This window comes from Brevundimonas sp., assembly GCF_013912065.1.
Lineage (GTDB): Bacteria > Pseudomonadota > Alphaproteobacteria > Caulobacterales > Caulobacteraceae > Brevundimonas.
Genome location: NZ_JACESA010000004.1, coordinates 146,234 through 171,425 on the forward strand (window position 1 = coordinate 146,234; position 25,192 = coordinate 171,425).

Sequence of the window (25,192 nt, forward strand, 5' to 3'; positions counted from 1 at the left end):
CCACGGCGGGAATGCGGAACACGCTCATGTAAGGATATCGCGATGCCCCAAACGAAAATGGCGCTCCTCTCCGACTACGGAGACCTCGACACCCTCTCGATCGACACGGTCGATCTCCCGCCCCCTGGTCCCGGCCAGGTGCGCGTTCGCGTCGCCGGAGCGGCGGTCAATCCCGTGGACATCAAGACGCGCAAGGGCCTTCTGAGGGATTGGTTCAACCTCGCGTTTCCTGCCCAGCTCGGCAACGACCTCGCCGGCGTGGTGGAGGCGGTCGGCGAAGGAGTCGCCAAACTGCAGATCGGCGATCGGGTCGCCGGGCTTGTCGATCCGGCCCAGGGCGGCGCGTATGCGGAGCGGGCCAACGTCTATGAAGCCGCCCTCGTGAAAGTACCAGACAATCTCGACCTGATCGACGCCGCAGCGGCGCCGACCGGGGCGCTGACCGGCACGCAGTTGATCGAGAGAGCGATCCGGCCGAAGGCGGGCGACCGGATCCTTGTCACGGGCGCTGGCGGCTCCACCGGCCGGGCTGCGGTGTTCGCGGCCCTGGACGCCGGCGCCACCGTGTTCGCGGGCGTCCGTGCGTCCGGCGTCACCGCCGTCGCTGACCTGCCGGTCGCCGGTGTCGTCGTTCTCGAAGACCAGTCCAGTCTGGAGACAATGGGGCTCCTCGACGCCATCGCCGACACCATCGGCGGGGAAACGACCGAAGGCCTGTTCCGATATGTGAAACCCGATGGGAAGGTCGTCTCGATCGGCGTCCCCGGCCCCAATCCTCCTGCGGGATCCACCCAGGCCTACAGCGCCTATGTCGTCGCGTATGACGGTGAGCGCCTTGAGCGGTTCTTCACCGATCTCGACCGCCTCGGTCGCGTCATGCCGGTGGCCCGACGCCTGCCGCTGGAGGATGTCCGGGAGGCCCATCGCCTGATGGAGGTCGGCGGCCTGAACGGCAAGATCGTCCTCGTCCCCGAGGCCCATTGACCGCCCCCGGCCCGGCCGGCGGCCAGCCGTCGTCCGGACCGGGCAGCGTCGATGCGGTGCGGCCTCCCGCCGCGTGGAACGGCAGGCTGATCGTACGCATTAATTAGACTATTCAGTCTCGTTAATGGTCGCTCCGTCCCCATGAGGCGTGCGGACGACGCATCGCAAAGGTCAGTCATGAGTCATCTCGATTTCGAAGGCCGCGTCGCTCTCATCACCGGAGCGGGGTCGGGCATGGGGCGGGAGCACGCACTCCTTCTCGCCCAACGCGGCGCCAGGGTGGTCGTCAACGACATCGCCGGCGAAAAGGCCGAGACCGTCGCCCGGATGATCGTCGAGGCGGGAGGCGAAGCGGTCGCCGACACCCACGACATCATCACGGGGGCCGCCGCGCTCGTCGAAACGGCGATCGACGCCTTCGGCCGTCTGGATGTCGTCATCAACAACGCCGGCATCTCCCGGTTCGGACGCTTCTGGGAGACCGAACCGGAGGCCTGGTGGCATGTGTTCGACACCCATTTCCGGGGCGCGGTCGAAGTCTCGCGTCACGCCTTCCCGCATCTGATCGCCTCGGGGAGCGGACGCCTCATCAACATCTCGTCCAGCGCCATGCTCGGCGCGCCGCAGTTCTCGGCCTATGGCGCGGCGAAGGCGGCCATCTGGGGGCTGGGCAACGCCCTCGCTATCGAGGGCCGGGACGTCGGCGTTCAGGTCACCACCGTCCAGCCATCGGCCTGGACGCCGATGACGGAGGACGCCTTCGACAATCCCGCCATCAAGAAGGTGCTGAGAGAAAAGCTCCCGCCGGCGGCCGTGTCGGCGTTTGTCGCCTGGCTCGCCCACCAGGACACGCGCGCCTATGGCGGCTGTTTCCAGACCAGCGGGGCGGCCGCGGGGCGCGGCGTGTTCGCCGCCTATCCGCGGGTCCTGTTGGCCGAGTCCACCCCTGAAGCCTGGGCTGAAGCCGCCGACGCGCTTGAGGCGGGCGGCGCACTGACGCCTTTGACCAGCACCAGCGAATCCTTCCGCGCCGAACTCGTCTTCCTCGACCCTTCGATGGAGGACGAAATCCCCCGCGACGCGGCCGATGTGACGAAGCGCGACCCGGGCTGACAGCCGCCCCCTGACATCACGACCGGCTCGAGGTCAGACCCCGCACAGGCGGGTGAAGGCTTCGAACCGGTCGTCGAACCAATCCGTGGACTTGCGCCCGTCGAGGGCTGTCCGTGAGCCCAGGCTCTGCTGGAGACGATAGGGGGCGCCGTTGATCAGATCGAGAAGCAGATGGGCCAGCGCGCGGGGATCGCCGGATCGCAGCCGGCCCGCGTCCTGGGCGCGAACGATCAGGTTCTCGAAGGCCGACATGCTCAGATCGTGCCAGCGCTTCTGGCGGCCTTGGAGTTTGGGATTGGTCAGGGCCGCCGTGTTCAGATAGGCGGCGAAGTGGGCGTTCTCGGGCCGAACGGCGACCGTGAAATAATGGTGGGCGAACACCTTGAGCGTCTCGAGCGCCTCGCCTTCGGCGCGACCGGGCAGGATCGACGCCTGCATCCGGGCCAGTTCACGCTCCACCACGGCGTCGAGCAACGCCTCCTTGCTCGCAAATCGCCTGTAGAGGGTCTGTTTGGCGACGCCGATCTCCGCCGCGAGCCGGTCGATCGAGATGGTCGCGAAGCCGGCGGATCTCAGCGTGTCCATGGCGCGGTCCAGCACCAGGGACTCAAGCGCCGCAGCTTCCTGAAGACTCGGGCGTCCTGCCCGTCTTTGCGCCATCTGAGGCTCCCGCGAGGTCTTCACCCCTTATCCTGTCGTGCCGCCGCCAGACCAAACGGTCTGCGAAGTCGCGCCCGAGCGTCCAAGCCTCAAGGTGTGAACCAATGATCGTTGCGCGACGCTCCGGCAACGGTCAAGGGAAGCGCATTACTGTCAGGGCGTTCCACCTAAAACGCTCGCCGTCCAACCAATCGAAGAGGCCGCGAGCCGTCGGGGCCTGCTACTCCGCGCTCTCGGCGATGCTTCGGCTTGCGAGCCAAAGCCTCAAGACGCCTCCTGCGAGACCGTCGAGGGTCGCCAGACAGAAAAAGGCCGCGCGCCCCCGAAGGGCGCGCGGCGAGTTTTCCGGTCCTGACGCGGTCTATTCGGCGGCGAACCGATAGGCGTCATCGTCGGAGGCGGGCGGCTCGGTCTCTTCGCCTTCCGGCTCCGGCGCGTCCGGATCGGCCGCCGGAGCGGTTCTCAGGACGGTCGGAAGCCAGCCCTTGCCCTCGACCAGCCGCTCGGCGGCCTCGGCCATGTCGCCCTTCTTGAACCCGGCGATCCGCCCGGCCTCTTCGGGCGTGGTCGCCTCGGTCACCGCTTCCAGCACCCGCGCCTTGGACACCCGCGAGAAATAGCTGGCGGCGGTCGCCGTCCACGTCCCGGTCATGTCCAGACCGGTGACGGTCGCCAGAACCTCGGCGTGGGCCAAGGCGTCCGGCTTGCGGTCGTGCGGATCGCGCACAGCGTAGAGACCGACGCCCGCGCAGCAGGCCATCAGGTCCAGAAGCTCGGACGGCGGCAGGGTCGTCAGAACGGCCCAGAGGTCCCGCGCCTCTTCCGGCAGACGGGCACCCCACGCCTCCAGCCGGTCGGCCACCCGCCGCCCGGCGGGGCTGTCGCCGACGCCGGGGGCCAGCCGGTCCAGACCGGTGACGCTCAACCGCAATTGCAGGGGCGTCCACGTCCCCCATGCCGGATAGAAGACCTGCAGGGCGAGCGCGTGAACCACCACCGTCAGGGCGATGTTTTCGTCGGCCTGAACAGCGTCGCGCAGCCCCATCGTCCGATGGGCGGTGAGGTCGATCACCAACCGTTCCGAGAGGGGCGCCAGCCCTTCGTCGGCCTCCGCTTCGGGAGCGGGCGGGGCCTCCCCTTCCCGGTCGCCGTCCTCGGACCAGCTCTCGGGCGCTTCGGGATCGGGTCGCCGCTCTTGGACCACGTCCTCGGCCCGCACCAGACCGCGCTCGAACCGGGCCAATCCGTCATGGCCCAACAGGACCATGACCCCGGCGCGCGCCTTGACCTCGGCGGGATAGTCGAAGTCCGGGCCGAAGGCTTGCAGGGGCGCGTCGATCTCCTCGAGACGGGCGTCGGCCTCGGGCGTCAGCCCTTCCGGCCCGGCTTCGGAGACGATGCCGTCATACTCCTCCGACAGGTTGGCGATCTCGGCGGCGTCCGCGTCGCTGCGCCCGACCTGCGCCGGATAGACCCGGCCCAGGGCGCTGACCTCGGCATATTCAGACACGGCCTGAGCCCATTTCCAGCCCTCGCGCCCGCGCGCCTCCTCGGCGAGCGCGGCCAGCTTGTCGCTGACCATCCGGTCCAGAAGGGCCGGGTCTTCCAGCCAGCCGCCGCCGTCCTCGGTGAACAGATCGCGCAGCACTGTCCCGCCTTCGGCCTCATACGCCTCGACGCCGATGAAGACGGCCCGGCGGTCGTCGGCCCGCACCTTGGCCTCGGTCATGGCCCGGCGAATGGCGTGAACGGGACGGTACTCGCCCAACTGCTCGAACACCTGCCGCTGCCGGTCCTGATCGGCGCTGACGCAGAAGGCCATCAGCTGGTCCAAGGCCAGCGCCCCGTCCCGATACGCCGTCATCAGCTCCGGCGCCGCCGCGCCCAGCCGCAGACGCTGGCGCACCACGGTCGCCGTCACCCCGAACCGGGCGCCAATCTCCTCGGCGCCATAGCCCTTCTCGTCGGCGAGGCGCTTGAAGGCTTCGAACTGGTCGGCGGGATGCATGGCCTCGCGGGTGGTGTTCTCGTCGAGGCTGATTTCATGGGCGTCGTTCTCGGTATCGACGACCACCTTGACCGGATGGGTCCGCTTGATCTGCTTGCGCTTGGCCAAGAGCCGCAAGCCCTGACGGCGCCCTTCGCCGATGGTCACGAGATAGTTCCCGGTGGCGGTCCCGTCCTCGCCGCGCTCGATCTCGACCACGGGCGGCTGCAACACCCCCTTGACCTTGATGGAGGCGGCGAACGCCTCGATGGTCGCCGCGCTGTGCGGCACCTTCCGGGCGTTCCTTGGGGACGCCTTCAACCGGTTCAGCGGAACCACGATCTCCGCGCCGTGCACCGGCTCCTGAACCGCTCCGGTCGCGGCGGCGACAGCCGCCGCAGGGATACGGGCTTGGGTGGATTGAGCAGTCATGTCTGCCTCCTTTGGGCAAGGGTTGCAGGCACGCGAAACGCGCGCCTGAAACCCTGCCCGTCGGCGAGACCGGGGTAGCAAGGGCCAGGGCGGATCGGCCGGAGGGGGATCGCCCGGCCTGCACAAGCCTCGCACCGATCGCAGTCATCGCTCCCGTCGCCGGCGCGGAAGGCCGGGGAGACCGGCCGATCCGGCGGCGCAGCCGCTTCACCCTGGCCCGCGCGAGGGCGGAGCCCTTCCATGTCCTTTTTCAAGTGTCTGGACGTGCGAAAACCCCTCCGCGCCGCAGGCGCGGAGATGAGCAGGATGAGAGGTTCGTCAGGTTGGGGGCGGAGCGGCGCTGGCGACGGTCGATCAGTCTTCCATTCGCGTGTTGGTTACCGCATGAACGCTTTTCGTCGCGGGCTGGCCTCTGACTTAGATCGGGCGTCGGCACATGACCTGCCCACTGGGCTCTCGAGGATGTCCCTGACCTTCCGCTCCGCCCCCGGCCTGACGGGCCAGGGCTCGGCGCTCAAGGCGCCGCTGGCCGCACCTCTTGACCGATCGCCCAGATGAAGCCCGACAGCTCCCGAGCGATGGCGGCGATGACGACAGTCGGCCGCTTGCCGCCGGCGCTGAGCCGGCGATATCGATCGCACAGGCGCACCTGGGCCTTCCACGCCACGTCCCGCACCACCTTCGGCTGGCGAGAGACGAGGTCGGTTTTGCCGGTCGAGACCCGCGGCGGGTAGCGATAGCTCCAGGCCGCTTCCACGAGCATGCGCCGCGCTTCGCGGTTGCCGGTCTTGGTGATGCCGCCGCGCCGGATACGCTCGCCGCTGGAATGCTCCGATGGGACCAGGCCGAGATAGGCCATCAGCCTGCGCGGATTCTCGAACCGGCCGAGATCGCCGACGGCCGCCACGAAGCTGACGGCCGAGATCGTGTCGAGGCCACGCAAAGCTCGCAACGCCTCGACCAACGGCGCCAGCGACCAGCCTGCCAGCATGGCGGAGATCCGCGCTTCGAGCTGATCGCGGCGGTCCTGGGACGCCCAGACGGCCTCCACATAATCCTGAAAGACGACGCGGTGCGCATCCTGCTCGAACGCCTGACCCGCCAGCCAGCGGCGGTGCCTCAAGGTCCACGGCTTGCCGACCGGGTAGGTACGACCATGACGCAGCAGGAACGCCAGAAGCTGCTGGCGCGCCCGCATCAGCGCCATCATCGCGTCGCCCCGGGCCCGCACCAGATCGCGCATGGCCTCGTGCACCTCGTCCGGAACCCAGACCGCCGTCAGACCGCCCGCGCGATGCTGGAGCGCGAGCATCTGGGAATCCCGCCTGTCGGTCTTGATGCGGTCGCCTGGCTTGCGAGCGATCAGCGTCGGCGCCGCGACCAGGCAGCCATGGCCCATCTCCGTCAGCTGGCGGTAGATCCCGTAGCCACAGCCGCCGGCCTCGTAACAGAACTCCAGCCGACTATCAGACCGCGACAGCCGATCCGCCAGCTTGCGAACCTGTTCCGGCGTGTTGGCGACCTCGCCGCAGAACCTGACGGCGCCGTCGCGACCGTCCTCTGCAGTGGTGACGCTGATGCTCAGCTTGTGAACATCGAGCCCCACAAAGAGCCTGTCCATTCCTTCCTCCTCGACGCTGCTGAAGGCTGCAGCATCCGGCATCACGCCGGACGAGGGAAAGGACATACGGACTTAGCGCTGCGGCGGTGCTTGACGTCTCCTGTCCGCGGCGTGTTCTTCATCGCCATGCACCGCCCGCCGCCAGTTCGAGAGCGCCCGTGATCGGCCCGCGTTTCCAGCGGGGCGGCGGCATCAACGGGTCGGAGCGGGCCCTGGCCGCTCTTGCGGACCGATCATTCCTACGGCTCTGGACCTGGCCCAATCTGTGGATGAAGCAGAACAGCGAACTCGCCGACATCCTGGTGGTGTTCGGCGACCATGTGCTGATCTTCTCCGACAAGGGCGCGGCCTATCCGGCGACCGACGACGCCCGACTGAACTGGACGCGCTACTACCGCCGCGCCATCGCCGAGTCCGCGCATCAGATCAACCGGGCGGAACGGTGGATCGAGCGGTTCCCGGACAAGGTCTTTCTCGATCCCAGGCTGGAAACGCCTTTGCCCGTCCCGCTGCCGCCGCTTGAGCGGCGGGTGGTTCATCGAATCTGCGTGGCGCCGGCGGCCGCGGATGCGGCGCGAGCGGAAGGGCTCGCCGGCCTGAGGCTCGCCCCCGCCGTCGTGGGAGACGCGGAGCGCTTCGCGACCGGTCGGGTCGAAGAGTGCCGCGGCTGGGTGCATGTGTTCGACCAGATCACGCTGGACAATGTGTTGTCCGAGCTGTCAACCGCGCCTGACCTGATCGCCTATCTGACGGCCAAGGAAGCGCTTGTCGAACGCGGTGGTCTCGCCAGCGCCCCGTCCGAAAGCGACCTGCTCGCGGGCTATCTTCTGAACAATCGGCGTTTCCCGGCGGATGGAGCGCCCCTGACGGTCGCGGCCGGGCTCTGGACCGGCCTGCAAGAGCACCCCCAGTACCTCGAACGGCAGCGCCGCGACCGGATCAGCGTCTTCTGGGATCGGCTGATCGAGCGCGTGTATCGAGGCTTCGTCGCCCGGGATCTGGAGCTCGGAAACGAGATTCCGATGCCCGATCTCGAGCCGATCCTGCGTCTCATGGCGGCCGAGGACCGGTTCAATCGACGGCTGCTGTCCATGATTATCGTGGAGCGGATCGAGGGACAGGGCGGGGCCACCCTGATCCCGTCCTCATCGCCGGACCTGACCTATCTGACCTTGATCCAGCCGTATGATCGGGACGAGACCGAACGCGACTACCGGTATCGCCGGGCCCAGTCCCTGCAGCTGCGGATCATGGCGGCCAAGGCCGCCAATCCGGGCTTGCGCAAGATCATCGCGATCGGGCTCGGACAGGCGAATGCGCGGGGCGGATCGGAGGATCTCGCCTTCGCCGACACCCAGGCCTGGTCGCCCGAGATGATCGCCCACGGCCAGCGGGTTCGCGACGAGTTGGGCTATTTCCGTGATGATCGGGTGGTGCTGAACCGCCAGATCGAGGACGAGTTTCCCGAGCTGGACTGAGGCCTCGGACCTAGCCCTCGATACGCACCGAGATCGGGCAGTGGTCCGACGGATGCTCGGCTTCGGGGATGCCGCCGTAGCGGTACTCCTCGAACGACCCCGGCTCGAGGCGTGCGGTGGCGGAGGCCCCCGTTGCGATGAAGTCGATGTATTCGCGGTAGCGGGCCTTGCAGCCCGCCGGCCGGTCGCCCGAGGTCAGGGTCAGCACCGAGCCCTCGGGATCGCCGTCGTTCAGATCGGCCAGGAAGGCATCGCCCTGGCTGGCGAGCCGGCGGTTCCAGTCGCCCAGGACGACGAACGCCTCGCCGTTCCGGGCCCGCGCTTCGCTCCACCCCTCCAGCACCGGAAGCTGGTCGAACAGCACCGGGCAGTCCGGGTCGGTCGGCTCGCGGCCGGAGTTGCAGCCGGACTTCAGATGCACCGCCAGCAAGCGCACCGGCCGACCGCGCGACACGGTCACGTCCACGCCCCAGCGCAGGTCGGGATTGCCAAGGGCCAGGGCGCTCAGGTCGGGGTTGCGGGTCCAGGGCACGCCCTTGCGGATGGCGAAACCGACAGCCTGGTTCTGGATGAACAGGCCCGGCCGTCCCCGGCATTCGCCGCTCCGCGTGCTGGGCGGCCGGCCGGACATCACCACATCATAGATGGCGGGATCTAAGACCCGTTCGGCGGCAGCCTTGCTCTCCACTTCCTGGAAGGCGATCACATCGGCGCCCAGTGCGGCGGCATGATCGCGCAGGCGGGCGTAGTCGGCCTCGGTGCGCGGGCTGCAGCCCTCCCCGTCCCGCTCCGCCAGATGCTCCATGTTCCAGCTGGCGATCCTGAGGCTGCCGGCATCGCGGGTCGATGTCATGCCGACGCAGCCCGACAGGAGGGCGGCCGAGAGGGTGAGCGCGATCAGGGATTTCATCGTGGGGTTCTCGCCGTGAAGGGTGCGGCCCGGCCGACGGCGGGTCGGCGCGGACCGCGGCCGGGCGCGAGGTCGGTCGCGATCCGGCGGTCCCGCCTATCGCATCGGATCGATTCCCGCGATCCATCATCCGCCCTCTTGCACAGAGCGACGCCGTGAACATACTGGCAACACGGGAGTCGTCATGGTCGCCACGGTCAGGAAGCCACAACGGACGCTGGAACGGGCCACCGACCTGTCCACCGGCGCGACCCTGTCCAGCGACGATCTGCTGGCGATCGATCCGGATCGCTATCAGCGAATTCGACGCAATGCCGCTGCGGCCCGCCGCGAAGGCGGCGCCGCCTATGTCTGCGAGATGTGCGGCCACGCCGTCTATGCGCCGAAAGAGGCGCGTACCCTTCTTCCCTACTGGCGTCATCACAAGGGGGCGCCGACGACCTGCCCCTGGTGGACCGGCGATCCGGCGACGGTTGACCAGCGCAGCGCCGCCCAGTTCCAGGGCGCCCAGGAGAGCCCGCTGCACAGCTGGCTCAAGCATCAGGTCGGGGCGGTCCTGGCGCTCGATCCGGCCACCGAGACCGGGTCCATCCATATCGACGAATATCTGAAGGGAGAGACCGGGAGCCGCCGGCCGGACGTCAGGGCGGTCAACGGCTCCCGCAAACTGGCGTTCGAAATCCAGCTGTCGAGCACCCAGCTGCCGATCATCGACAGTCGCGAGCATTTCTACGGCCGCGAGGGCTATCATCTGATCTGGCTGACGTGGAAATTCCAGGCCGTGCCGCGTCGTTTGATGCTGACGGCCTTCCTCGACATCTTCTATTCCCACAACAAGAACCTCTTCTCACTCGACGAGGAGGTCCTGGCGCGGGCGCGCGAAGAGGGCCGGTTCCTGGTGCGATGTCATTGGGAGGAAGGCCGTGAGTGGCGCTCGACAATCCTTCCGCTGGCGGACCTGACATGGCCCGCATCCGGCCTGCCCTATGGGGTCTCGCCGTGGCGCGTCGACTTCCTGCGGCGCTGGTGTGAAGCCGTGGAGGACGGGCGCCTGCCCTGGCAGGCGCGACAGGATCTGCTGGCTGAGCTGATCGAGCACCTGGCCTTGCCGGACATGGCGCCGCGCGACCTGGATGACCTGCAGATCCCGGTGCTGATCAGCATGATCCTCTCCCTCGAGCTGGGCAGACCCGTTGCGAGCAAGCAGAGCAATCTGGTCGAGATGCTCAACACCTTCTTCAGCAACAGCGCCGAACGTCACAAGTTCGCCGGCCTCATCCGCCGGGTGGCGGGAGCGACCAACCAGGGCGTCGCCCTCGAGAAGCAGAGCGTGGCGCGCAAGCTGCGCGCCTCCCTGACCTCGCCCCAGATCACCCAGGGCTCGGTGGAGGGCCGGATCGTGCACCGGCTCTTTCCCGAGATTCTGCTCCGGCCCTCCGCATAGCACCAAGGCGCGGCGGCCCAGCCCCTCCGTCAGGCATCACCTCGCAGTTCAGCAATTCGGCATTTTGATCACGCAGGGTTCTCTTATCCGGACATTATCAAACTGATTATTTGACAAACCCCCAGTTTGTGCACCATAAGTGCTCAGATGCTAGGAAAGCTAAACAAGCTGGAACGGATGCTGCCGGAGGGTCTGGTGGTCGATTCCGCGTGGATGAATGAGCACGGCTACTACAACTCCCTGCGCGCCAAATACGTCGCCCAGGGCCGCCTCGAACAGCCGGCGCGCCGGACCTACCGTCGCCCGCGCGGCCCCCTCACCTGGGAGGTGGTGGTCCTGTCGTTGCAGACCCTGCTCGATTATCAGGTCGTGCTGTGCGGCCGAACCGCCCTGGAGATGCAGGGCCTCGGCCACTACCTCCGGCGCGAGACCCGGACGGTCCACCTGTCCGGCCCGATCAAGCTGCCGACCTGGCTCAACGATCTCCCGCTCGATGTCGAGTTCCGCCAGCAAACCCCTGCCAGGCTGTTCGAGCACTGGAAATACTTCTCGCTGCGCGGCGTTGAACCGACCGCGCCGGACAGCCCCTGGGCCTGGGGGTCGGCGGGCGTCACCGACCAGAGACTCGGGCACTGGGAACACCCGTTGCGCCTCTCGACCCCGGAGCGCGCCGTCCTTGAACTGCTGGACGAGTTGCCCGACCACGAGGGGTTCGAAGCCGTCGACAAGGTCTTCGAGGGGCTGACCAATCTCAGCCCGCGACGGCTGCAGTTGCTGCTTGAGGACTGCAAGAGCGTGAAGGTGAAACGCCTGTTCTTCTTCTTCGCCGACCGCCACGGGCACGCCTGGCTGAAGCGGCTGGACCGCGCGCCCATAGGGTTGGGCAGCGGCAACCGGATGCTGGTGCGCGGCGGACGCCTGGACCCGACCTATCATATCACCGTGCCGGAGACGCTCGATGCCGTACGGTGAGATCTACGACCGGCAGGTTCGCCTGCTGGTGCGGGTCATCCCCCTGCTCGAAACCGAACAGGCGTTCGCGCTGAAGGGTGGGACCGCCATCAATCTGTTTGTCCGGAACATGCCCCGGCTCTCGGTCGATATCGACCTGACCTATCTGCCGGTCGAAGACCGCGCGACCTCACTGGCGGCGATCGACGCCGCGCTGAAACGACTGGCGGCGGTGATCCGTGACCGGATTCCGGACAGCCACGTCGCGGAAACCGTCAGCAAGGAGGGGACGGTTCAGAAACTGGTCGTCGCCGCCGACGACGCCCAGATCAAGATCGAGGTCACGCCCGTGCTCCGCGGCGCGGTCTTCGCTCCCGTCCTGCGCCCCGTCTCTCCCCTGGTGGAAGACCGGTATGGGTACGCCGAGGTCCAGATGGTCTCGCAAGCCGATCTCTACGCGGGCAAGATCATGGCGGCTCTGGACCGGCAACACCCGCGCGACCTGTTCGACATCCGCGACCTGTTGGCGACCGAAGGGATCGACGACGCCCTGCGTCAGGCCTTTCTCGTCTATCTCATCAGCCACGGGCGCCCCCTGGCCGAGCTTCTGCGACCCAATCCCAAGGACATCGAGCGCGAATTCACCGAGGCGTTCGACGGGATGACGGATGCGCCCGTGGCGCTGGAAGACCTCCTCGCGGCCCGCGACAGCCTGGTCCTGGACATCGTCGACGCCATGCCGGAGGCGCACCGCGCCTTCCTGATCGGGTTCAAGCGCGGCGAGCCCGACTGGGAGGCGATCGGACTGGCCGGCGTGGCCGACCTGCCGGCGGTGCGCTGGAAGCAGTTGAACCTCGATCGTCTGGACGCCGCTCGGCGCGAGGCGTTGACCAACCGCCTCCGCGCCGTCTGGGCGTGAGAGGGGCGTTTGAAGTCGAGGGCGGCGTTGCCACCTCCGTTCCACCCTGTAATCTGGCGGGGACGGGTTCCGGATCGATAGGGACCGACCTTGAGCCGGGGGACGTCCCAGACGTCGGCGGCGACCGGTCCTGAAACCCCGGGCTTCCACGCAGAAGTTCCAGACCCGTCCCCCATTCGCCGTCCCGAAAGGATCGCCGTGGCCGACGAGATCACCGCAGAGGAGACGGCCCTCTACGAGGATCTGGCCGAGCGGGCCGGAGAGGTCGCGCGAAGGCTCCTGGCGGAACGCGGCCTGATCTATCTGGACGATCTCGATCCTGAGGCGGCCCGTGACCTGCTGGGGATCGCCTGGCGCGAGGCCGCGCAAACGCGGTTCGAGGGTCTGGATGTCAGCGAGCTCCACGCGGAGATTGACGCCATGATCCAAACCCTCGTCATGACCCCGCAGGGCGGCCCCTTCACCTCGATCCAATAGGGCGTCGCGCGCGTTCCTCGGCGGCGCCTTGGTTCAGCGGCAAGATCGTCCCGCGTCCGGCTTCGGCGCGCGAGCGGACGCCCCCAGCGCCGAAAGGTCGCCGCACCTGACCGCCAGGGGCTCGCAGGCCGACGTCCGCGACAAGCGTGGCAATACACGCGCGAATCTCGATAATCGCGAGAGTTGCAACCCTTCCTCTGCCCGCCCGGCGTCCGGAGTCCGCCATGACCTTCCAAACCTTCTCGGAGCATTGGGCCGGGCCGCTTTCGAACGTGGTCATGGTCCTGCTGGCGATCATCCTCCTCTATCCGGTGATCTGGAAGCTGAGCATCAGCCAGATGAGCGCGGCGTTCGAGGCCCTGAAAACGGCGAAGGACCTGCCAACCTACCTCGGCCACATCACCGAGGCTTCGGAGCGGCTGCAATCGCTCAATCGGGAGATCGGCGGCCTGCGCGAGAAGCTGGGTGAACTCGACACGATCCAGGAGGAACTCGAGATCGCCAATCGTCGGATCGCCGACCTCCAGAAGCTGAGCGAGGAGCGCCCGCCGGAACCGGTCGCAGCCGAGCCCGAAGAGATCGACGAAGTCCGCAACTGGGAGGCCGTGAGCGAGATCTGGTTCGAGGTGAAAGACATTGTGGAGGACAGGATTGGCGGCATCGCCGACGGCCGCATCCGCCGCAAGTACAACTCCATTCCGCGCTACACCTACGAGGAGATCACCCCCCTTCTCGTTCGTGACAACGCCCTGACCGCGGCGGAGGCCGAGGTCGTCAACGCCATGGACCGGACGTTCCGGTCGCTTCGGAATCGAAAGACGCCTGTGACCCCCGAACGCGTGAGAGAGTTCCAGGGCTGGCGCGCTCGCGTCGGGGGCTGACCATGACGTCGATCATCCCCGGAAATCTTCAGACAGGGCTGGGCGGCCGGCGATCACAATCGGCGGACGTCGCCGCCTGATGTCTCACACTGTCCGCATCACCGAGGCGAGCCCGCGTCTCGCCGACCTCAAGCTGTCCTGGTCGACGCCGATCTTTACGGACGACGACGGGATCGGCTCCCCCGCCTCCCTTCACCAGGCGGGGGACGCTTTCGTCGCCGTGGTCCGGTTCACCGCGGAGGGGCCGGTCGTGCTGGGAAGCGGCGTGATGGTCGGGCCCGGCCTCGTCATAACCGCGACCCATGTTCTCGATGAGTTTCGAGCCGCCGGAGCCAGCCCGGTGTTCATGACCTTCCTGCCCGAAGGCGCTCGCGCCTGGTTGCCGCTGGATATCAGCGCCGGGTCCAGGCCGAGCGCGTTCGATCCGCATCGCACGGTGACGTCTGACCTGTCACTGGTGAGTTGCACCCTGAACTCCGCCCCCCTGGAGGAACGCCCGCTGGGGCTCGCGCCCTTGAAGGTTGGTCTGCCGCTGATCGGAGATCGGCTCTGGGCCATCGGCTTTCGCCATCAGGACATCAGCGGAAGCGCGGCCCGTGTCAGTCCAATGATCTCATCGGGCCTCGTCACCCAGGCCTTCCCGACCGGCCGCGGCGACCGCATGTCGGCCGCCTGTTTCGAGGTCGACATGGAAACGATCGGCGGAATGAGCGGCGGCGCCGTTGTGGACGTCGACGGCAATCTGGTCGGCATCGTTTCGTCGTCGCTGGAGGGTGGGCCGTCCTACATGACCCTGATCTGGGACGCCCTGGGACTTCGGGTAAAGGGACCGACGCCCCGCCTGTCGCTTCAGCCGACAATCACCCTCCTTGGCGCGCAGAGTTGGCAGGTCGTCCGGATCAAGGGCGATGTCGAGCGCAATCCCTGGGGCGAAATCACGGTCCACTTCAGCCAGGACGAGGCGCGCCTTCTCACGGTTTCGGCTCCGGACGCCTTTCCGGATGACGGTCGCCGCCAACTCACGGCCGACGAGCGCATGGCGTTCATGGACGAGCACGGTGGCGAACTTGAATCCCTCGCCACCGAGGCCGTGATCGACTGGCTGGAGGGTCTCCCGCTTGATCACGTCTACGCCTTCCTCGGCGCTGCGCAGGTTCCGGCCGATCTCTTCCCTGGCCTCTCGGGGTTCGAGATCGAGGACATGGAGGGGGCGGAAGATCTGGAACTGATCACCGCAAGGGAGGGCTCGGATGGATCGCTGGAGATCGCGTTCTTCCTTCGCCTCCAGTCCTACGTCTGGATTCTGGAAATGCCGTCCGCCTTCGCCGAGGCTCATGCCGAGGCGCTCGAGGCCCATTTCATTAACATCGAGACAGAGGGTGGCGAAACCCGGATGGAGCGCGTGCAGCGCGCCTATTTCCGGGCCACGACCCGTTTCGACCGGACGGACGGAACCTTCGGCGAAATATCGGTGACCTCGAGCGCGGTCATCCCATGACCCTGGCCGAGCCCTTCGCGTGGGCCGAAAGCGAGCTTGAACGACCGGCGACGCCTCCTGCGAACCCTGCCCTGCGGCTCTCTCGCGCACTCCAGCCCTGAACCGAGGCGACCGATGCCAGACCCCTCACCGACTCTTCTGGAAGAAGCCCGCGAGGTCCCCGAGCGCGCGCTGCGCATCTACGCGCGCCTCTGGCAGTTCGAGACCTGGCTCCGGTCGATCGTCTATGTCGAGTTGCGGGCCAAGCTCGGCGACGGTTGGCGGGCGTCCTTGAAGTCGAGCACGCGCTCCTACGAGGCGGACAAGTTCCTGAAGCACATGCCGACGCCGGAGATGAACGCCCTGAGCTACGCGTCTCTGGGACAGATGACCGGTCTGATCGATGAACACTGGGACTGCTTCGCCCCGTATCTGCCGCCGAAGATCCTCTGGGACGCCAAGCTGAAGGAGGTCGAGCAGATCCGCCACAGGATCGCTCACTTCCGGACAGGCCATGCGGACGACCACCCGCGCCTTTTGCAGTTCCTCCGGGATCTCGATCAGGGCTTCTGGAGGTTCTGCACGAGTTACAACGACAGCCTGCCGGTGCTGCCGCCGGAACGCGACCCGGTCACGCGCCGGTTCATCGGCTACGATCCGCTTCCCTGGGGCGAAATCGAACCGGGCCGTTGGGCGCGCATCGGTCTCGTGGACAAGTCGGAGCCGGTGAATGTTCTGATCAGCGCGTTGCGTCGTCCCTGGGCGGAGGACGCCGCATCCATCGATGGCGCGACCGGGCGGTTGTACGACGTGGTCTTCATGGGAGGAGACCGTCGGGTCTTCGAGTACCGGAGCCTGCTGGAGAGCACCCGGGCGGACCATGACCGCCTCGTCCACATCGTCCTCGGAACAGGCGATACCCTACGCCTGACGTTACCGGCGGTGCTCGGTGCGGAGGTTGTGATCGGGATCGTGGACCGCTGGCTCCTGGCGGCGAGGAACAATGTGAGACGGGGTCATCCCATCGCGACCGAGAGCGCGAACGCCCTCGCCGCCGACTGGCCGGAGTATGTTCTCGGGCCGGGCCACCCCCTGGCTTATCTGGGGCCGGACATGCCTTGCAGCTTCTTCGACGCGTGACCTTCCAGAGGGGCCTCGAGCGCCTCGATCCGCGCGCGATGGAGCGAGCCCCAGTCGCAGAGCGGGAGCAGGGCTTCCACCAGGGACATGCCGAAGGGCGTCAGGAGATAGTCCACCTTGGGGGGCACCTGTTGGTAATCCCGCCGGACCAACACCCCGGTCGCCACCAGGTCCCGTAGCTGCTGGATCAGCACCTTCTCGCTGATGCCGGCGACCAGCCGCTTCAGGTCGCCGAAACGCCGGGGCCCCGAGCGGAGGTGATAGAGGATCAGAGGCTTCCACTTTCCGCCCATGACCGAGAGGGAGACGTCGAGACCGCATTCTGGAACCGGGTTCATCGTACAATCTTACACTTACCTTTAGGTCAGTTCTACCTTGAAGGTAATTGGTGGCCATATGGCGTGCTCCCACAGCAAAGGAGCAAGAGCATGGGCAGGCTAGAAGGCAAGGTCGCGGTCGTGACGGGCGCGAACAGCGGCATCGGTCGGGCGTCCGCCAAACTGTTCGCGCGTGAAGGCGCCCGCGTATTCATGACCGGCCGCCGGCAGAGCGACCTGGACGATGCGGTGGCCGAGGTCGGCGGAACCGCCCGCGGGATCCAGGGCGACGTCTCGAACCCTTCGGATCTCGACCGGCTCTACAAGATCGTCGCCGAGGAAGCGGGACGGATCGACGTCCTCTTCGCCAATGCCGGCGGCGGCGAGTTTCAATCCCTGCAGGATGTCACGGAAGACGCCTTCGACCGCACCTTCTCCACGAACGTGAAGGGCACGCTGTTCACGGTCCAGAAGGCTCTGCCCCTGCTTCGCGACGGAGCCTCGGTGATCCTGACGGGATCGACCTCTGCCGTTACGGGTTCGCCGGCGTTCAGCGTCTATGCCGCCAGCAAGGCCGCCATTCGCAGTTTCGCTCGCAACTGGGTGCTCGATCTCGCCGATCGTCGGATCCGGGTGAATGTGCTCGTCCCGGGCAGCACGGATACGCCTGGTCTGCGCGGACTGAGCGAAACTGACGCGGCGCACAGCGCCCTCATGAAGTCGTTCGAGGCGGGTACGCCGCTGGGACGCACCGGCCGGCCTGAGGAGATCGCCGCCGCCGCCCTGTTCCTCGCCTCCGACGAAAGCAGCTTCGTCAACGGCAGCGAGCTGTTCGCCGATGGCGGCGCGGCCCAGATCTGAGAGACGTCATGAGCGTTCAACACAACCTGTCCACGGTTCAGACCTTTCTTGAGGGGCTGGGCGGCGGACATCCGCCGGAGGCGCTTGCGACCGTGTTCGCGCCGGACCTTTCGCTGGAGATACCGGGGCAGTCCGGGGCCTTCCCCTGGGTCGGTCGGGGAGCCGGTCGTGAGGCGATGATCGCCTTCATCCGCGATCTGCGCGACCTGACCGAACCCCTGGCGTTCGATGTCGAGGACATCCTGGCCAATGAGGGCCGCGCGGTCGTCGTCGGGTCGCTCCGCACAAGGGTTAGACGGACCGGCAAGGTGATCGTCTCTCCGTTCGTGCTGATCTTCGGATTCACCGACCAGTTGGTGAGCCGCTTCCAGATGCTTGAAGACAGCCATGCGGTGGCGGAGGCCGCCCGGTAGGCTGAGCGTCGCTAAGGACCGACGCGCTCAGACCCTGCCCGACTTGCAGCGGGCCTGCGGCTGGGCGCGTCGATCAGCACAGACGGCAGGGCGTGCACCGCCACCCGCGCGGCCTGCACCTCGAGCTTTCGGAGCGCCGCGCGAGATCCAGACTTCAGGCGGGCCGTATCGGGGTGATCTCCCATGAGGTCGTCGACCAGCATCCGGCTGGTGCTGTTGAGCCAGCGGCTGAGCTCGGCGCTCGGCTTTCGCCCGCGACCGACCGAAGATCCCAGGATGAACTGCGACAGCTTTTCCTGCTGCTTGCGCAGGTGGTCGCGCATCAGCTTGGAGCGGGTGATGTAGCCGGCGTTCACGCCCGGAAGAGAGTGGTTCATGAGCAGGTGCATATCCACCTCGGACACCTCCGCGGCCTGACCGATGGTCCGATAGGTCTGGCGAAGGTCGTTGCCCCAGTGGCTGAGGACCGCCCGGTTCTCCTTGTGCTCCACCAGATGGCCGCAGGGCGCGTCGCTCGGGAACAGGAATGTCCGGCCGCTCTTCGGATAGATGATCGGCCCGATCCGGCGCAGGCGGAAGATGCACTCCATCATCGCGCGCGAGAGCGGAATGTCGAACGCCTTGGCCTCCCCGCCCTTCGGCTTCTTCAGGTGCAGGACCCGCTCCTTCAAATCCAGATCCTCGATCCGGACCTTCTTCATCACCTCCGGGCGCGAACCGGACAGGAGGAGGAACAGGTGGAACTCCCGACGGATCGGATTCTGGATCAGCGCCAGTTGTTCGAACCAGGCCGGAAGATCGGCGACGCCCATGGCTGTGTCCTTGCGATGTTCCGGGTTCCAGTCCACCGCGCTGACAGGGTTTTCGGCCGGCAGCTTTCGACAGGTCTTTCGGGCATGCCGATAGACGGCCCGGAAGCTGCGCATCGCTCCGTTGGCGATGGCGGGTCCGTTCGCCTTGGTGATCATGTCGTGCCGGTCGGCGATCAGGATCGGCTTGTCGCCGAACTCTGACAGGGGGCGATCGAGCCAGTCGGCGAACAGCCGCTCCATGTGGTCGGTGTAGCTGCGCAAGGTGCCGCTCGCCCGCTTCTTGCGCTCAAGGTGGGAGATCTTGAAGCGCTGCCATGCCTCACCCAGGGTCGGCACGCCGTCGGGCGAGGTGATGACGACGCCGCTGGCGTCGACAGATCCCGGCTTCACCCTCTTCACCCGTGGCGGACGCGGATCTTCTCCCTTGCCGATCTGGCCAATGAGCGCCTTGGCCTTGATGCGGGCGTCGCGGGAGTTGATCTCGCCGACCTCCCCGACGGCCATCCGGATGCTGGTGCGCGTGCCGTCGTCGCGATGCAGGTCGGCCTGGATGGTGAAGGTCTTGGACGTCTTGCCGATGACCACGAAGAAACCGCCCAGGTCGGTGTCGCGGGCGATGTAGGGCCGGTCGTGAGCGAGCGGCAGTCCGATCAGGTTCTTGTCGGTGAGGCTTAGACGCAGGTTCGACATTTGCTGACTTTTTCGGGCGAAAAACGGTGCAGAAAAACGGTGAGAAAAACGGTGAGATTCACGCCGCCGGTCAGCAGCGTTTCAACCCGTAAATCTACGATAGCCCACGATCGCGCGCGAAAATAATCAATTATATCAATACACTGCATCGCACCCCTTCGCTGATTCTGCGGGGTGCGGAGGACCACACATCAGGTTCTCTTAATCAGCGGGTCCACAGTTCGAACCTGTGATCACCCACCATCGTCTTTTTTGAATTCACCGACAATTTACACGAGTCCCTCGGGGCGACCGGAAGCCGGCTGGACAGGTCCTGCAGAGGCCGATGAACAGCCGAATTCCACGACGTCGCAACGTCAGCGGCCTGGTCCAACGTCGCCTGGGCCATGCCGGGCAAGACCGACACTCATCCCAACAGCGCCATTGATCCGCCTTCTGCCTATAGGCCGACCCTTTCCAGCTCATAAGAATTATTAGTTTGCGTAAATATGTATGTAATTGTTGAGTGAGGCGTCTGAAGGAAACATTCACATGACCGGACTTCCCCGCCTCAACGAACCCGCCCCCGACTTCCTCGCTCGGACCACGCACGGCGACCGCAGCTTGGCCGACTATCGCGGCAAGTGGCTGATCCTGTTCTCCCACCCCTCCGACTTCACCCCTGTCTGCACGACGGAGTTCATTGGCTTCGCGAAACACGCCGATGCGTTCGCCGCTATGAACTGCGAACTGCTGGGCCTGTCGATCGACAGCATCTTCTCGCACCTGGCCTGGACGCGGAACATCAAGGAGAAGTTCGGCGTTGAGATCCCCTTCCCGATCATCGAGGACCTCAAGATGGAGGTGGCCGAGGCCTATGGGATGATCCATCCCGGCGCCGCCGACACCTCGGCGGTACGCGCGACATTCCTGATCGATCCAGAAGGCATGCTGCGCGCCATGGTCTACTACCCAATGAGCAACGGGCGCAGCATCGACGAGTTCGTCCGGCTGCTGACCGCGCTTCAGGCGTCCGACGCCAACGGCGTGGCGACCCCGGAGAACTGGCGTCCGGGTGAACGGGCCATCGTCCCCCCGCCGAAGACCGCCGCCGCAGCTGAGGCCCGCGCCTCAGAAGGCTACGAATATACCGACTGGTACTTTTCCACGCGCGAACTTCCCGACGCACCGAAAGCCGCTTGATACGAAGCCGAGCCGGACCGCCGAGCGGTCCGGCTCGAGTTATCACCGAACTGACGACCGAGAGAGACATCATGTGCAGAGCTGTACGCTGCAGGACGTGCGGGAAAATGGGCTGGGCCGGGTGCGGTCAGCATGTCGAGCAGGTACTGAAAGGGATTCCGCCGGAAGGGCGCTGTCAGGGTCACGCAAAAACCGGCGGCGGCTTTTTCGCACGCTTCCTCAAGCGCTAGAGGACGACACGCGGCGCACCCTCCAGCGCAGATAGCCCCACACGACGAGCACGATCGGGACCAGCAGGACAGCGGCGACCATTTCCTGCTGCGCGCCGACGTATTTCACCCCAGGCTTGATGATAATATTCACCAGGCCGAAGACGTAGTAGCTCACCGCCACCACCGACAGGCCTTCGACCATGTGTTGCAGCCTGAGCTGACGGGCGCCGGTTTCCCGCATAGACGTCAGCAAGACATGGTTCTGGGACTGCAGCCTCATGTCGATGCGGGTTCGCAGCAGGGCTGTCGACCTTTCGACGCTCACGGCCAGCCGTTCCAGCCGTCCAGAGAAAGCCTCGCAGGTTCGCACCGCGGGCGTGAAGCGGCGCGCGATGAAATCCTCCAACCCCTGATATCCCTCCACGGGTTCCGACGACAGCTCGCCAAGCCGGTCGGCGACGATCCTCGCATAGGCCTGCATCGCGCCGCGCCGGAAGCCCGTTTCCTCGTCTAGAGCTACGGTGGCGGCTGAAATCCTGCTTAGCTCCTCCAGGGTCGTCCCATCGCCGTCGATCCGGGCCAGCCGCCTCGATACATCGACCAGACGCGCCTCGAGGGCGTCCAGCCTCTCACCGGCGCTCCGAACCAAGGGAAGCGTCAGCAACGCCAGGTTTCGATAATTGCCCAGTTCCTGGACCCTCTGAACCCATCGTCCAAGATCTGCGGGATGAGTTCCGCCGCTGGCGATCACCAGTCGCCCCCAGCCGTCTTCGTGAATCCTGAAGTCGGACCAGAGGCCGAGCGCCCCATTGCGAACGCTGATGGTGTCTTCCGCCTCAAGGCGGGAAACCGCCGGGACGAGCACCTTTTCGTCCTCGTCGACAACCACCTGCACGGCCCGCACGACCTGGCCGGGGGCCTGTTCCAGCCATGCGAGAAGTTCCTCTTCGAACCCCTCCGGAGAGAAGACCGCCCCCTTCCCGTGGCAGATAAGCGTGTAGGTCGACGCCTCGCTGTGTCTTTCCCAAAGCCACTCGCAAGATTTGCGGCGACCCCTGCCATGTCGGGGAAATACATGACCTTCCCGCCCCGCCAGCGTCCCCACGCGTTCCTGCTCCCGCTCCCGGTCCTCCGGCCTGACGAGAAGGACCACCTGCAGCATGCGGCAAGGACTGGGAAGCGGCGGCATGCGGCGCAGATGCATCTCGTCGACGATCTGCTCGCGCATCGGGTGGGTGTTGAGATTGACCGTCCTGGGCATCGTCACGCCTCGCCGCAAGCATGTTTCCGTTAGTCCTCGGGAGCCAGTCCGGCGCAGGTGGCGTCGCCGAGAACCGCCTGGCGACTGCACAGCGCCACGAGAGCGTCGCGATCCGCCTCGGCGCGGGCGCGCTCCGCATCGGCCAGTCTCGTCTCCGCGTCGAGACGATCGACCAGGGGCCGCTGATCCGCGTCGACCTCGTCGGATACGCTTCGGGCCGCGATGGCGCTGGCTTCGAGCGCCGCAATCGCCGCGACCTGACGCAGCCTCGCCGACCGGTCCGTATGATAGGCGGACAGCGCCCGCGCCTCTACCGCATCGCGTGTCGCCCGCGCCATGGCTTCAGCGCCGCGCGCGGTCGCGACCTGTTCGGAGACGCTGGCGGCGGTCGAACCGCTGTCGAACAGGACCCATCGCCCCTGCAGGCCGACCCGCCATTCGTCGCTGCTGTAGCCGGGAAAGAACTCGTCCCGGACCCTCGCGGCCCTGGCCGTCAGCGCGACCTGTGGACCAAAGCCGGCGCGCGCGCGGCGAACACTCGCCCTTGCGGCGTCGGCCGCAGCCTCGGCGGCGGCGATGTCCGGGCTGGATGCGGCAGCGGCGGCCAGATAGGCGTCGAGATCTCCGTTAAGCTCCGGCAAGTCGGGCAGAGGCGCGAGGGCGGAGGGGGCGCGCCCCACCAGACGTCGATATTCGGCCCGGGCGCCCTCCAGGCTCGATTGGGCCAGGGCGAGGCCGGCGGTCGCCTGGACCCGCCGCGCCGTCGCCTCGGCATAGTCCGAACGCGCGATCTCGCCGGCCTCGAACCGCTCCGCCGCCTGCCGGGCGATCTCCGCCATCAGGCCCGCCTGTCTGCGCGCCGTCTCCAGCCCCTGCTCGGCCAGGCGGACATTGGCGTAGGCCTGGGCCACGGCGACCGTCAGTTCCGCCTCGGCCGCGCGCAGAATCTGTTCCGCCCGACGCCGGTCCGCGACCGCCCCGGCCACGCCGGCGTCGAGGGCGCCGCTCGCGAACAGGGGCTGCACGGCCTCGATCGCGGCCGTCGAGGGCGTGACATCCGCCGCGTCGAACCCGAAGAAGCCGTCGAGATCGTTGCGCCCCTGGGCCGCCATGGCGTTCAGCGATACGGTCGGGCCACGGGCCGCCCGTGCCTTGGACAGGCGCGCCCGGGCGGCGTCGCCGTCGGCCGATACCGCCGCGAGACGGGGATTGCCGGCACGCGCGGAGGCGACCGCCTGGCCAAGATCATCAGCGGCCGCAGACGCGGGCGCACCGATCGCGATCAGGCCTGCAAGGACCGCCAGAGCCTTCACCGGAACACGCTGCCCGACTTCAGGCCCAGCGCCTTGAACGCCATGGCCGCCGGGCAGAAGCCGGTGAAGGCCGCCTGCATCATGTTCAGCCCCGCGAAGACCGTCAGCCCTATCCACCAGGGATGAACGGTCAGGCTAAGCCCGACGCCGATCAAGACCACGAGACCCGCGAAAGCAAGGACGGCGCGATCGATATTCATGGGAACCTCCTCTTGAGAGACCGCCGTACCGTCGACGGACACCACTGCGGAGGTCCGGCCTCCGCGCCGCGACTTCATTCCTTGAGCTTGTGGGCGCCAATCAGATCGAGCGCCATCCTCTCGTAGAAGGGCACGCTCTCGCCTCGCTTGATCTTGGAGATGAAGTATTTCTCGAAGCCGACCTTGGCGAGGTGCACCCATTTGCCGCTGGCCGCCCAGTTGATGTTACGCGGCGGAATCTGGGGCTGTGCGAAGAAGGCGACACCGCCGTCGCCGAAATCGGCCAGACATATGGCGTTCCAGGTCGCCTCGTTCGTCGGCGGCCTGCCGGCGATTTCTTCCGCGAGATTGTGCGCGATCGCGGTGACCATGCTCTCGATCATGAAACCGGTCTTCGGCACGCCCACCGGGACGGGGGTCGGGCCGAGGGGCGGAATGGCGACGCAGACCCCCAGGGAATAGACATTGGTGAAGGTCGGGTTGCGCTGGTGCTTGTCGGCGAGGATGAAGCCGCGTGGATTGACCAGGCCGTCGACACCGCGAACGGCCTCCACGCCGCGGAACGCCGGCAACATCATCGAGAAGGCGAAAGGCAGATCGTGCGTGGCCTTGACGCCGCCGCCCTCGGCCATCTCCTCAACGTGCATGAGGCCGGACTCGACAGAGGTCACCCGGGCGTTCGTCACCCATTTGATTGAGCGCTGTCGCAGCTCGCTCTCCAGCAGGCCCTTGGTGTCGCCGACGCCGTCCAGCCCGAGATGACCGATGTAGGGCTCCGAGGTAACGAAGGTCATGGGAACCCTGTCGCGGACCTTGCGCCGTTTCAGCTCCGTGTCGAGGATCAGCGCGAACTCATAGGCTGGACCGAAGCAGGACGCCCCCTGAACGGCGCCGATGATCACCGGTCCCGGATTGGCGGCCAAGGCGTCAAAGGCGTCGCTGGCCGACTCGGCGTGATCGACGTGACAGACCGACTGGGTGAATCCCCCATGCGGACCGAGGCCTTCGATTTCATCAAAGGCCAAGTCAGGTCCGGTCGCGATCACCAGATAGTCGTACGAGAGCGCGTCTCCGTTGCCGAGGTCGATCTGGTTGTCGGCGGGTCGCACGCGAGCGGCGCCACAGGCCACGAAGCCGATGCCCCGCTTTTTCATGACCGGCGCCAGATCGACCTCGATCGCCTCCCGGTCGCGCCAGCCGACGGCGACCCAGGGGTTGGACGGGACGAAATGGAAGGTGGAGCCCTTGTTCACCACCATGACCTGGGCGCGGTCCTTCACAGCGCCCTTGATTTCGAACGCGGCAATGGACCCGCCGAGGCCGGCGCCGAGGATGACGATGCGGGGCTTGGCGGCGTGGTTCATGTTGGTCCTCCCGTTTTTCTAGGTCGGAGCGCCGCCGCGCCGCGACCAATGTGACTTGACCCATACCTATTATATATAATATATGCAACTGTA

At 66.6% G+C, this 25,192-nt stretch carries 23 protein-coding genes; 13 read left to right on the forward strand and 10 right to left on the reverse strand.

Translation table 11 applies throughout. The annotated features are described in order from the left end of the window. The first annotated feature begins 42 nt into the window (after positions 1 to 42). Both H2037_RS05120 and H2037_RS05125 read left to right on the forward strand, forming a co-directional pair. Positions 43 to 984 carry an NADP-dependent oxidoreductase gene (locus H2037_RS05120; RefSeq protein WP_292118586.1) on the forward strand — a complete coding sequence of 314 codons (942 nt, stop codon included), beginning with the start codon at positions 43 to 45 and terminating at the stop codon, positions 982 to 984. A gap of 177 nt (positions 985 to 1,161) precedes the next feature. Then, positions 1,162 to 2,097 carry an SDR family NAD(P)-dependent oxidoreductase gene (locus tag H2037_RS05125; protein WP_292118589.1) on the forward strand — a complete coding sequence of 312 codons (936 nt, stop codon included), beginning with the start codon at positions 1,162 to 1,164 and terminating at the stop codon, positions 2,095 to 2,097. A 33-nt stretch (positions 2,098 to 2,130) separates the two neighbouring features. Here the strand turns inward: H2037_RS05125 and H2037_RS05130 are convergent, their stop codons facing one another. From H2037_RS05130 to H2037_RS05140, 3 genes are all read right to left on the reverse strand, one after another. Next, on the reverse strand, positions 2,131 to 2,757 hold the full coding sequence (locus tag H2037_RS05130; RefSeq protein WP_292118591.1) for a TetR/AcrR family transcriptional regulator: 627 nt from the start codon (positions 2,755 to 2,757) through the stop codon (positions 2,131 to 2,133). 361 nt (positions 2,758 to 3,118) lie between these two features. Continuing rightward, complete coding sequence (locus H2037_RS05135) at positions 3,119 to 5,176, reverse strand: ParB/RepB/Spo0J family partition protein (protein WP_292118593.1); 2,058 nt, start codon at positions 5,174 to 5,176, stop codon at positions 3,119 to 3,121. 514 nt (positions 5,177 to 5,690) lie between these two features. Then, positions 5,691 to 6,797: an IS110 family transposase gene (locus H2037_RS05140; protein WP_292118595.1), complete on the reverse strand. Its 1,107-nt coding sequence runs from the start codon at positions 6,795 to 6,797 to the stop codon at positions 5,691 to 5,693. A gap of 158 nt (positions 6,798 to 6,955) precedes the next feature. Here H2037_RS05140 and H2037_RS05145 point away from each other — a divergent pair, with 158 nt between their 5' ends. After that, on the forward strand, positions 6,956 to 8,275 hold the full coding sequence (locus H2037_RS05145) for a hypothetical protein (protein WP_292118597.1): 1,320 nt from the start codon (positions 6,956 to 6,958) through the stop codon (positions 8,273 to 8,275). Between the two features lie 10 nt (positions 8,276 to 8,285). On the opposite strand, the gene H2037_RS05150 is transcribed toward H2037_RS05145, so the two are convergent. Next, positions 8,286 to 9,185 carry an endonuclease/exonuclease/phosphatase family protein gene (locus tag H2037_RS05150; protein WP_292118599.1) on the reverse strand — a complete coding sequence of 300 codons (900 nt, stop codon included), beginning with the start codon at positions 9,183 to 9,185 and terminating at the stop codon, positions 8,286 to 8,288. A gap of 184 nt (positions 9,186 to 9,369) precedes the next feature. Between H2037_RS05150 and H2037_RS05155 the strand changes: the two genes are divergently transcribed. The 7 genes from H2037_RS05155 (at position 9,370) to H2037_RS05185 (ending at position 16,474) form a co-directional block, all read left to right on the forward strand. Continuing rightward, positions 9,370 to 10,629 (forward strand): DUF6035 family protein, encoded by a 1,260-nt coding sequence (locus H2037_RS05155; protein WP_292118601.1) that lies wholly within the window; start codon positions 9,370 to 9,372, stop codon positions 10,627 to 10,629. Between the two features lie 147 nt (positions 10,630 to 10,776). Then, complete coding sequence (locus H2037_RS05160) at positions 10,777 to 11,601, forward strand: type IV toxin-antitoxin system AbiEi family antitoxin (protein ID WP_292118604.1); 825 nt, start codon at positions 10,777 to 10,779, stop codon at positions 11,599 to 11,601. Further along, positions 11,588 to 12,499, forward strand: a complete 912-nt coding sequence (locus H2037_RS05165; RefSeq protein WP_292118606.1) for a nucleotidyl transferase AbiEii/AbiGii toxin family protein — start codon at positions 11,588 to 11,590, stop codon at positions 12,497 to 12,499. Before H2037_RS05160 ends, H2037_RS05165 begins: the two co-directional genes overlap by 14 nt. A 198-nt stretch (positions 12,500 to 12,697) precedes the next feature. Next, complete coding sequence (locus H2037_RS05170; protein WP_292118608.1) at positions 12,698 to 12,976, forward strand: hypothetical protein; 279 nt, start codon at positions 12,698 to 12,700, stop codon at positions 12,974 to 12,976. A 278-nt stretch (positions 12,977 to 13,254) separates the two neighbouring features. After that, positions 13,255 to 13,857 (forward strand): hypothetical protein, encoded by a 603-nt coding sequence (locus H2037_RS05175; RefSeq protein WP_292118609.1) that lies wholly within the window; start codon positions 13,255 to 13,257, stop codon positions 13,855 to 13,857. A gap of 79 nt (positions 13,858 to 13,936) precedes the next feature. Beyond that, the gene (locus tag H2037_RS05180; protein WP_292118612.1) at positions 13,937 to 15,355 is read left to right on the forward strand and encodes a serine protease; all 1,419 of its coding nucleotides are present in this window, start codon (positions 13,937 to 13,939) and stop codon (positions 15,353 to 15,355) included. A gap of 114 nt (positions 15,356 to 15,469) precedes the next feature. Beyond that, positions 15,470 to 16,474, forward strand: a complete 1,005-nt coding sequence (locus H2037_RS05185; RefSeq protein ID WP_292118614.1) for a hypothetical protein — start codon at positions 15,470 to 15,472, stop codon at positions 16,472 to 16,474. Here the strand turns inward: H2037_RS05185 and H2037_RS05190 are convergent. Continuing rightward, complete coding sequence (locus H2037_RS05190; protein ID WP_292118616.1) at positions 16,432 to 16,812, reverse strand: helix-turn-helix domain-containing protein; 381 nt, start codon at positions 16,810 to 16,812, stop codon at positions 16,432 to 16,434. The genes H2037_RS05185 and H2037_RS05190 overlap by 43 nt on opposite strands. A 90-nt stretch (positions 16,813 to 16,902) precedes the next feature. Here H2037_RS05190 and H2037_RS05195 point away from each other — a divergent pair, with 90 nt between their 5' ends. Both H2037_RS05195 and H2037_RS05200 read left to right on the forward strand, forming a co-directional pair. Further along, a complete protein-coding gene (locus H2037_RS05195; protein WP_292118617.1) occupies positions 16,903 to 17,652 on the forward strand; it encodes an SDR family oxidoreductase in 750 nt (249 codons plus the stop codon). A gap of 8 nt (positions 17,653 to 17,660) precedes the next feature. Continuing rightward, entirely contained in the window at positions 17,661 to 18,065 is a 405-nt protein-coding gene (locus H2037_RS05200; protein ID WP_292118620.1) for a nuclear transport factor 2 family protein, read from the forward strand. Between the two features lie 11 nt (positions 18,066 to 18,076). Here H2037_RS05200 and H2037_RS05205 read toward each other — a convergent pair whose 3' ends face one another. Beyond that, on the reverse strand, positions 18,077 to 19,567 hold the full coding sequence (locus H2037_RS05205) for an integrase arm-type DNA-binding domain-containing protein (RefSeq protein ID WP_292118623.1): 1,491 nt from the start codon (positions 19,565 to 19,567) through the stop codon (positions 18,077 to 18,079). 531 nt (positions 19,568 to 20,098) lie between these two features. Between H2037_RS05205 and H2037_RS05210 the strand changes: the two genes are divergently transcribed. Continuing rightward, positions 20,099 to 20,749, forward strand: a complete 651-nt coding sequence (locus tag H2037_RS05210; RefSeq protein ID WP_292118625.1) for a peroxiredoxin — start codon at positions 20,099 to 20,101, stop codon at positions 20,747 to 20,749. Positions 20,750 to 20,968: 219 nt separating this feature from the next. On the opposite strand, the gene H2037_RS05215 is transcribed toward H2037_RS05210, so the two are convergent. The 4 genes from H2037_RS05215 to H2037_RS05230 form a co-directional block, all read right to left on the reverse strand. After that, positions 20,969 to 22,222, reverse strand: coding sequence for a DUF3422 domain-containing protein (locus tag H2037_RS05215; protein ID WP_292118628.1), 1,254 nt, complete (start codon positions 22,220 to 22,222; stop codon positions 20,969 to 20,971). Between the two features lie 29 nt (positions 22,223 to 22,251). Then, complete coding sequence (locus tag H2037_RS05220; protein WP_292118631.1) at positions 22,252 to 23,535, reverse strand: TolC family protein; 1,284 nt, start codon at positions 23,533 to 23,535, stop codon at positions 22,252 to 22,254. Further along, entirely contained in the window at positions 23,532 to 23,735 is a 204-nt protein-coding gene (locus tag H2037_RS05225; protein WP_292118637.1) for a DUF2892 domain-containing protein, read from the reverse strand. Before H2037_RS05225 ends, H2037_RS05220 begins: the two co-directional genes overlap by 4 nt. Before the next feature lie 74 nt (positions 23,736 to 23,809). Beyond that, positions 23,810 to 25,099, reverse strand: coding sequence for an FAD-dependent oxidoreductase (locus tag H2037_RS05230; protein WP_292118640.1), 1,290 nt, complete (start codon positions 25,097 to 25,099; stop codon positions 23,810 to 23,812). Positions 25,100 to 25,192: the final 93 nt, after the last annotated feature.

Excerpts from the sequence above, each read along its gene's own strand:
- H2037_RS05135 (WP_292118593.1), bottom strand. The coding sequence starts at position 5,176 with ATGACTGCTCAATCCACCCAAGCCCGTATCCCTGCGGCGGCTGTCGCC.
- H2037_RS05225 (WP_292118637.1), bottom strand. The coding sequence starts at position 23,735 with ATGAATATCGATCGCGCCGTCCTTGCTTTCGCGGGTCTCGTGGTCTTG.
- H2037_RS05185 (WP_292118614.1), top strand. The coding sequence starts at position 15,470 with ATGCCAGACCCCTCACCGACTCTTCTGGAAGAAGCCCGCGAGGTCCCC.
- H2037_RS05120 (WP_292118586.1), top strand. The coding sequence starts at position 43 with ATGCCCCAAACGAAAATGGCGCTCCTCTCCGACTACGGAGACCTCGAC.
- H2037_RS05210 (WP_292118625.1), top strand. The coding sequence starts at position 20,099 with ATGACCGGACTTCCCCGCCTCAACGAACCCGCCCCCGACTTCCTCGCT.
- H2037_RS05155 (WP_292118601.1), top strand. The coding sequence starts at position 9,370 with ATGGTCGCCACGGTCAGGAAGCCACAACGGACGCTGGAACGGGCCACC.
- H2037_RS05125 (WP_292118589.1), top strand. The coding sequence starts at position 1,162 with ATGAGTCATCTCGATTTCGAAGGCCGCGTCGCTCTCATCACCGGAGCG.
- H2037_RS05150 (WP_292118599.1), bottom strand. The coding sequence starts at position 9,185 with ATGAAATCCCTGATCGCGCTCACCCTCTCGGCCGCCCTCCTGTCGGGC.
- H2037_RS05215 (WP_292118628.1), bottom strand. The coding sequence starts at position 22,222 with ATGCCCAGGACGGTCAATCTCAACACCCACCCGATGCGCGAGCAGATC.
- H2037_RS05200 (WP_292118620.1), top strand. The coding sequence starts at position 17,661 with ATGAGCGTTCAACACAACCTGTCCACGGTTCAGACCTTTCTTGAGGGG.
- H2037_RS05130 (WP_292118591.1), bottom strand. The coding sequence starts at position 2,757 with ATGGCGCAAAGACGGGCAGGACGCCCGAGTCTTCAGGAAGCTGCGGCG.
- H2037_RS05190 (WP_292118616.1), bottom strand. The coding sequence starts at position 16,812 with ATGAACCCGGTTCCAGAATGCGGTCTCGACGTCTCCCTCTCGGTCATG.
- H2037_RS05175 (WP_292118609.1), top strand. The coding sequence starts at position 13,255 with ATGGTCCTGCTGGCGATCATCCTCCTCTATCCGGTGATCTGGAAGCTG.
- H2037_RS05165 (WP_292118606.1), top strand. The coding sequence starts at position 11,588 with ATGCCGTACGGTGAGATCTACGACCGGCAGGTTCGCCTGCTGGTGCGG.
- H2037_RS05195 (WP_292118617.1), top strand. The coding sequence starts at position 16,903 with ATGGGCAGGCTAGAAGGCAAGGTCGCGGTCGTGACGGGCGCGAACAGC.
- H2037_RS05140 (WP_292118595.1), bottom strand. The coding sequence starts at position 6,797 with ATGGACAGGCTCTTTGTGGGGCTCGATGTTCACAAGCTGAGCATCAGC.
- H2037_RS05180 (WP_292118612.1), top strand. The coding sequence starts at position 13,937 with ATGTCTCACACTGTCCGCATCACCGAGGCGAGCCCGCGTCTCGCCGAC.
- H2037_RS05205 (WP_292118623.1), bottom strand. The coding sequence starts at position 19,567 with ATGTCGAACCTGCGTCTAAGCCTCACCGACAAGAACCTGATCGGACTG.
- H2037_RS05230 (WP_292118640.1), bottom strand. The coding sequence starts at position 25,099 with ATGAACCACGCCGCCAAGCCCCGCATCGTCATCCTCGGCGCCGGCCTC.
- H2037_RS05160 (WP_292118604.1), top strand. The coding sequence starts at position 10,777 with ATGCTAGGAAAGCTAAACAAGCTGGAACGGATGCTGCCGGAGGGTCTG.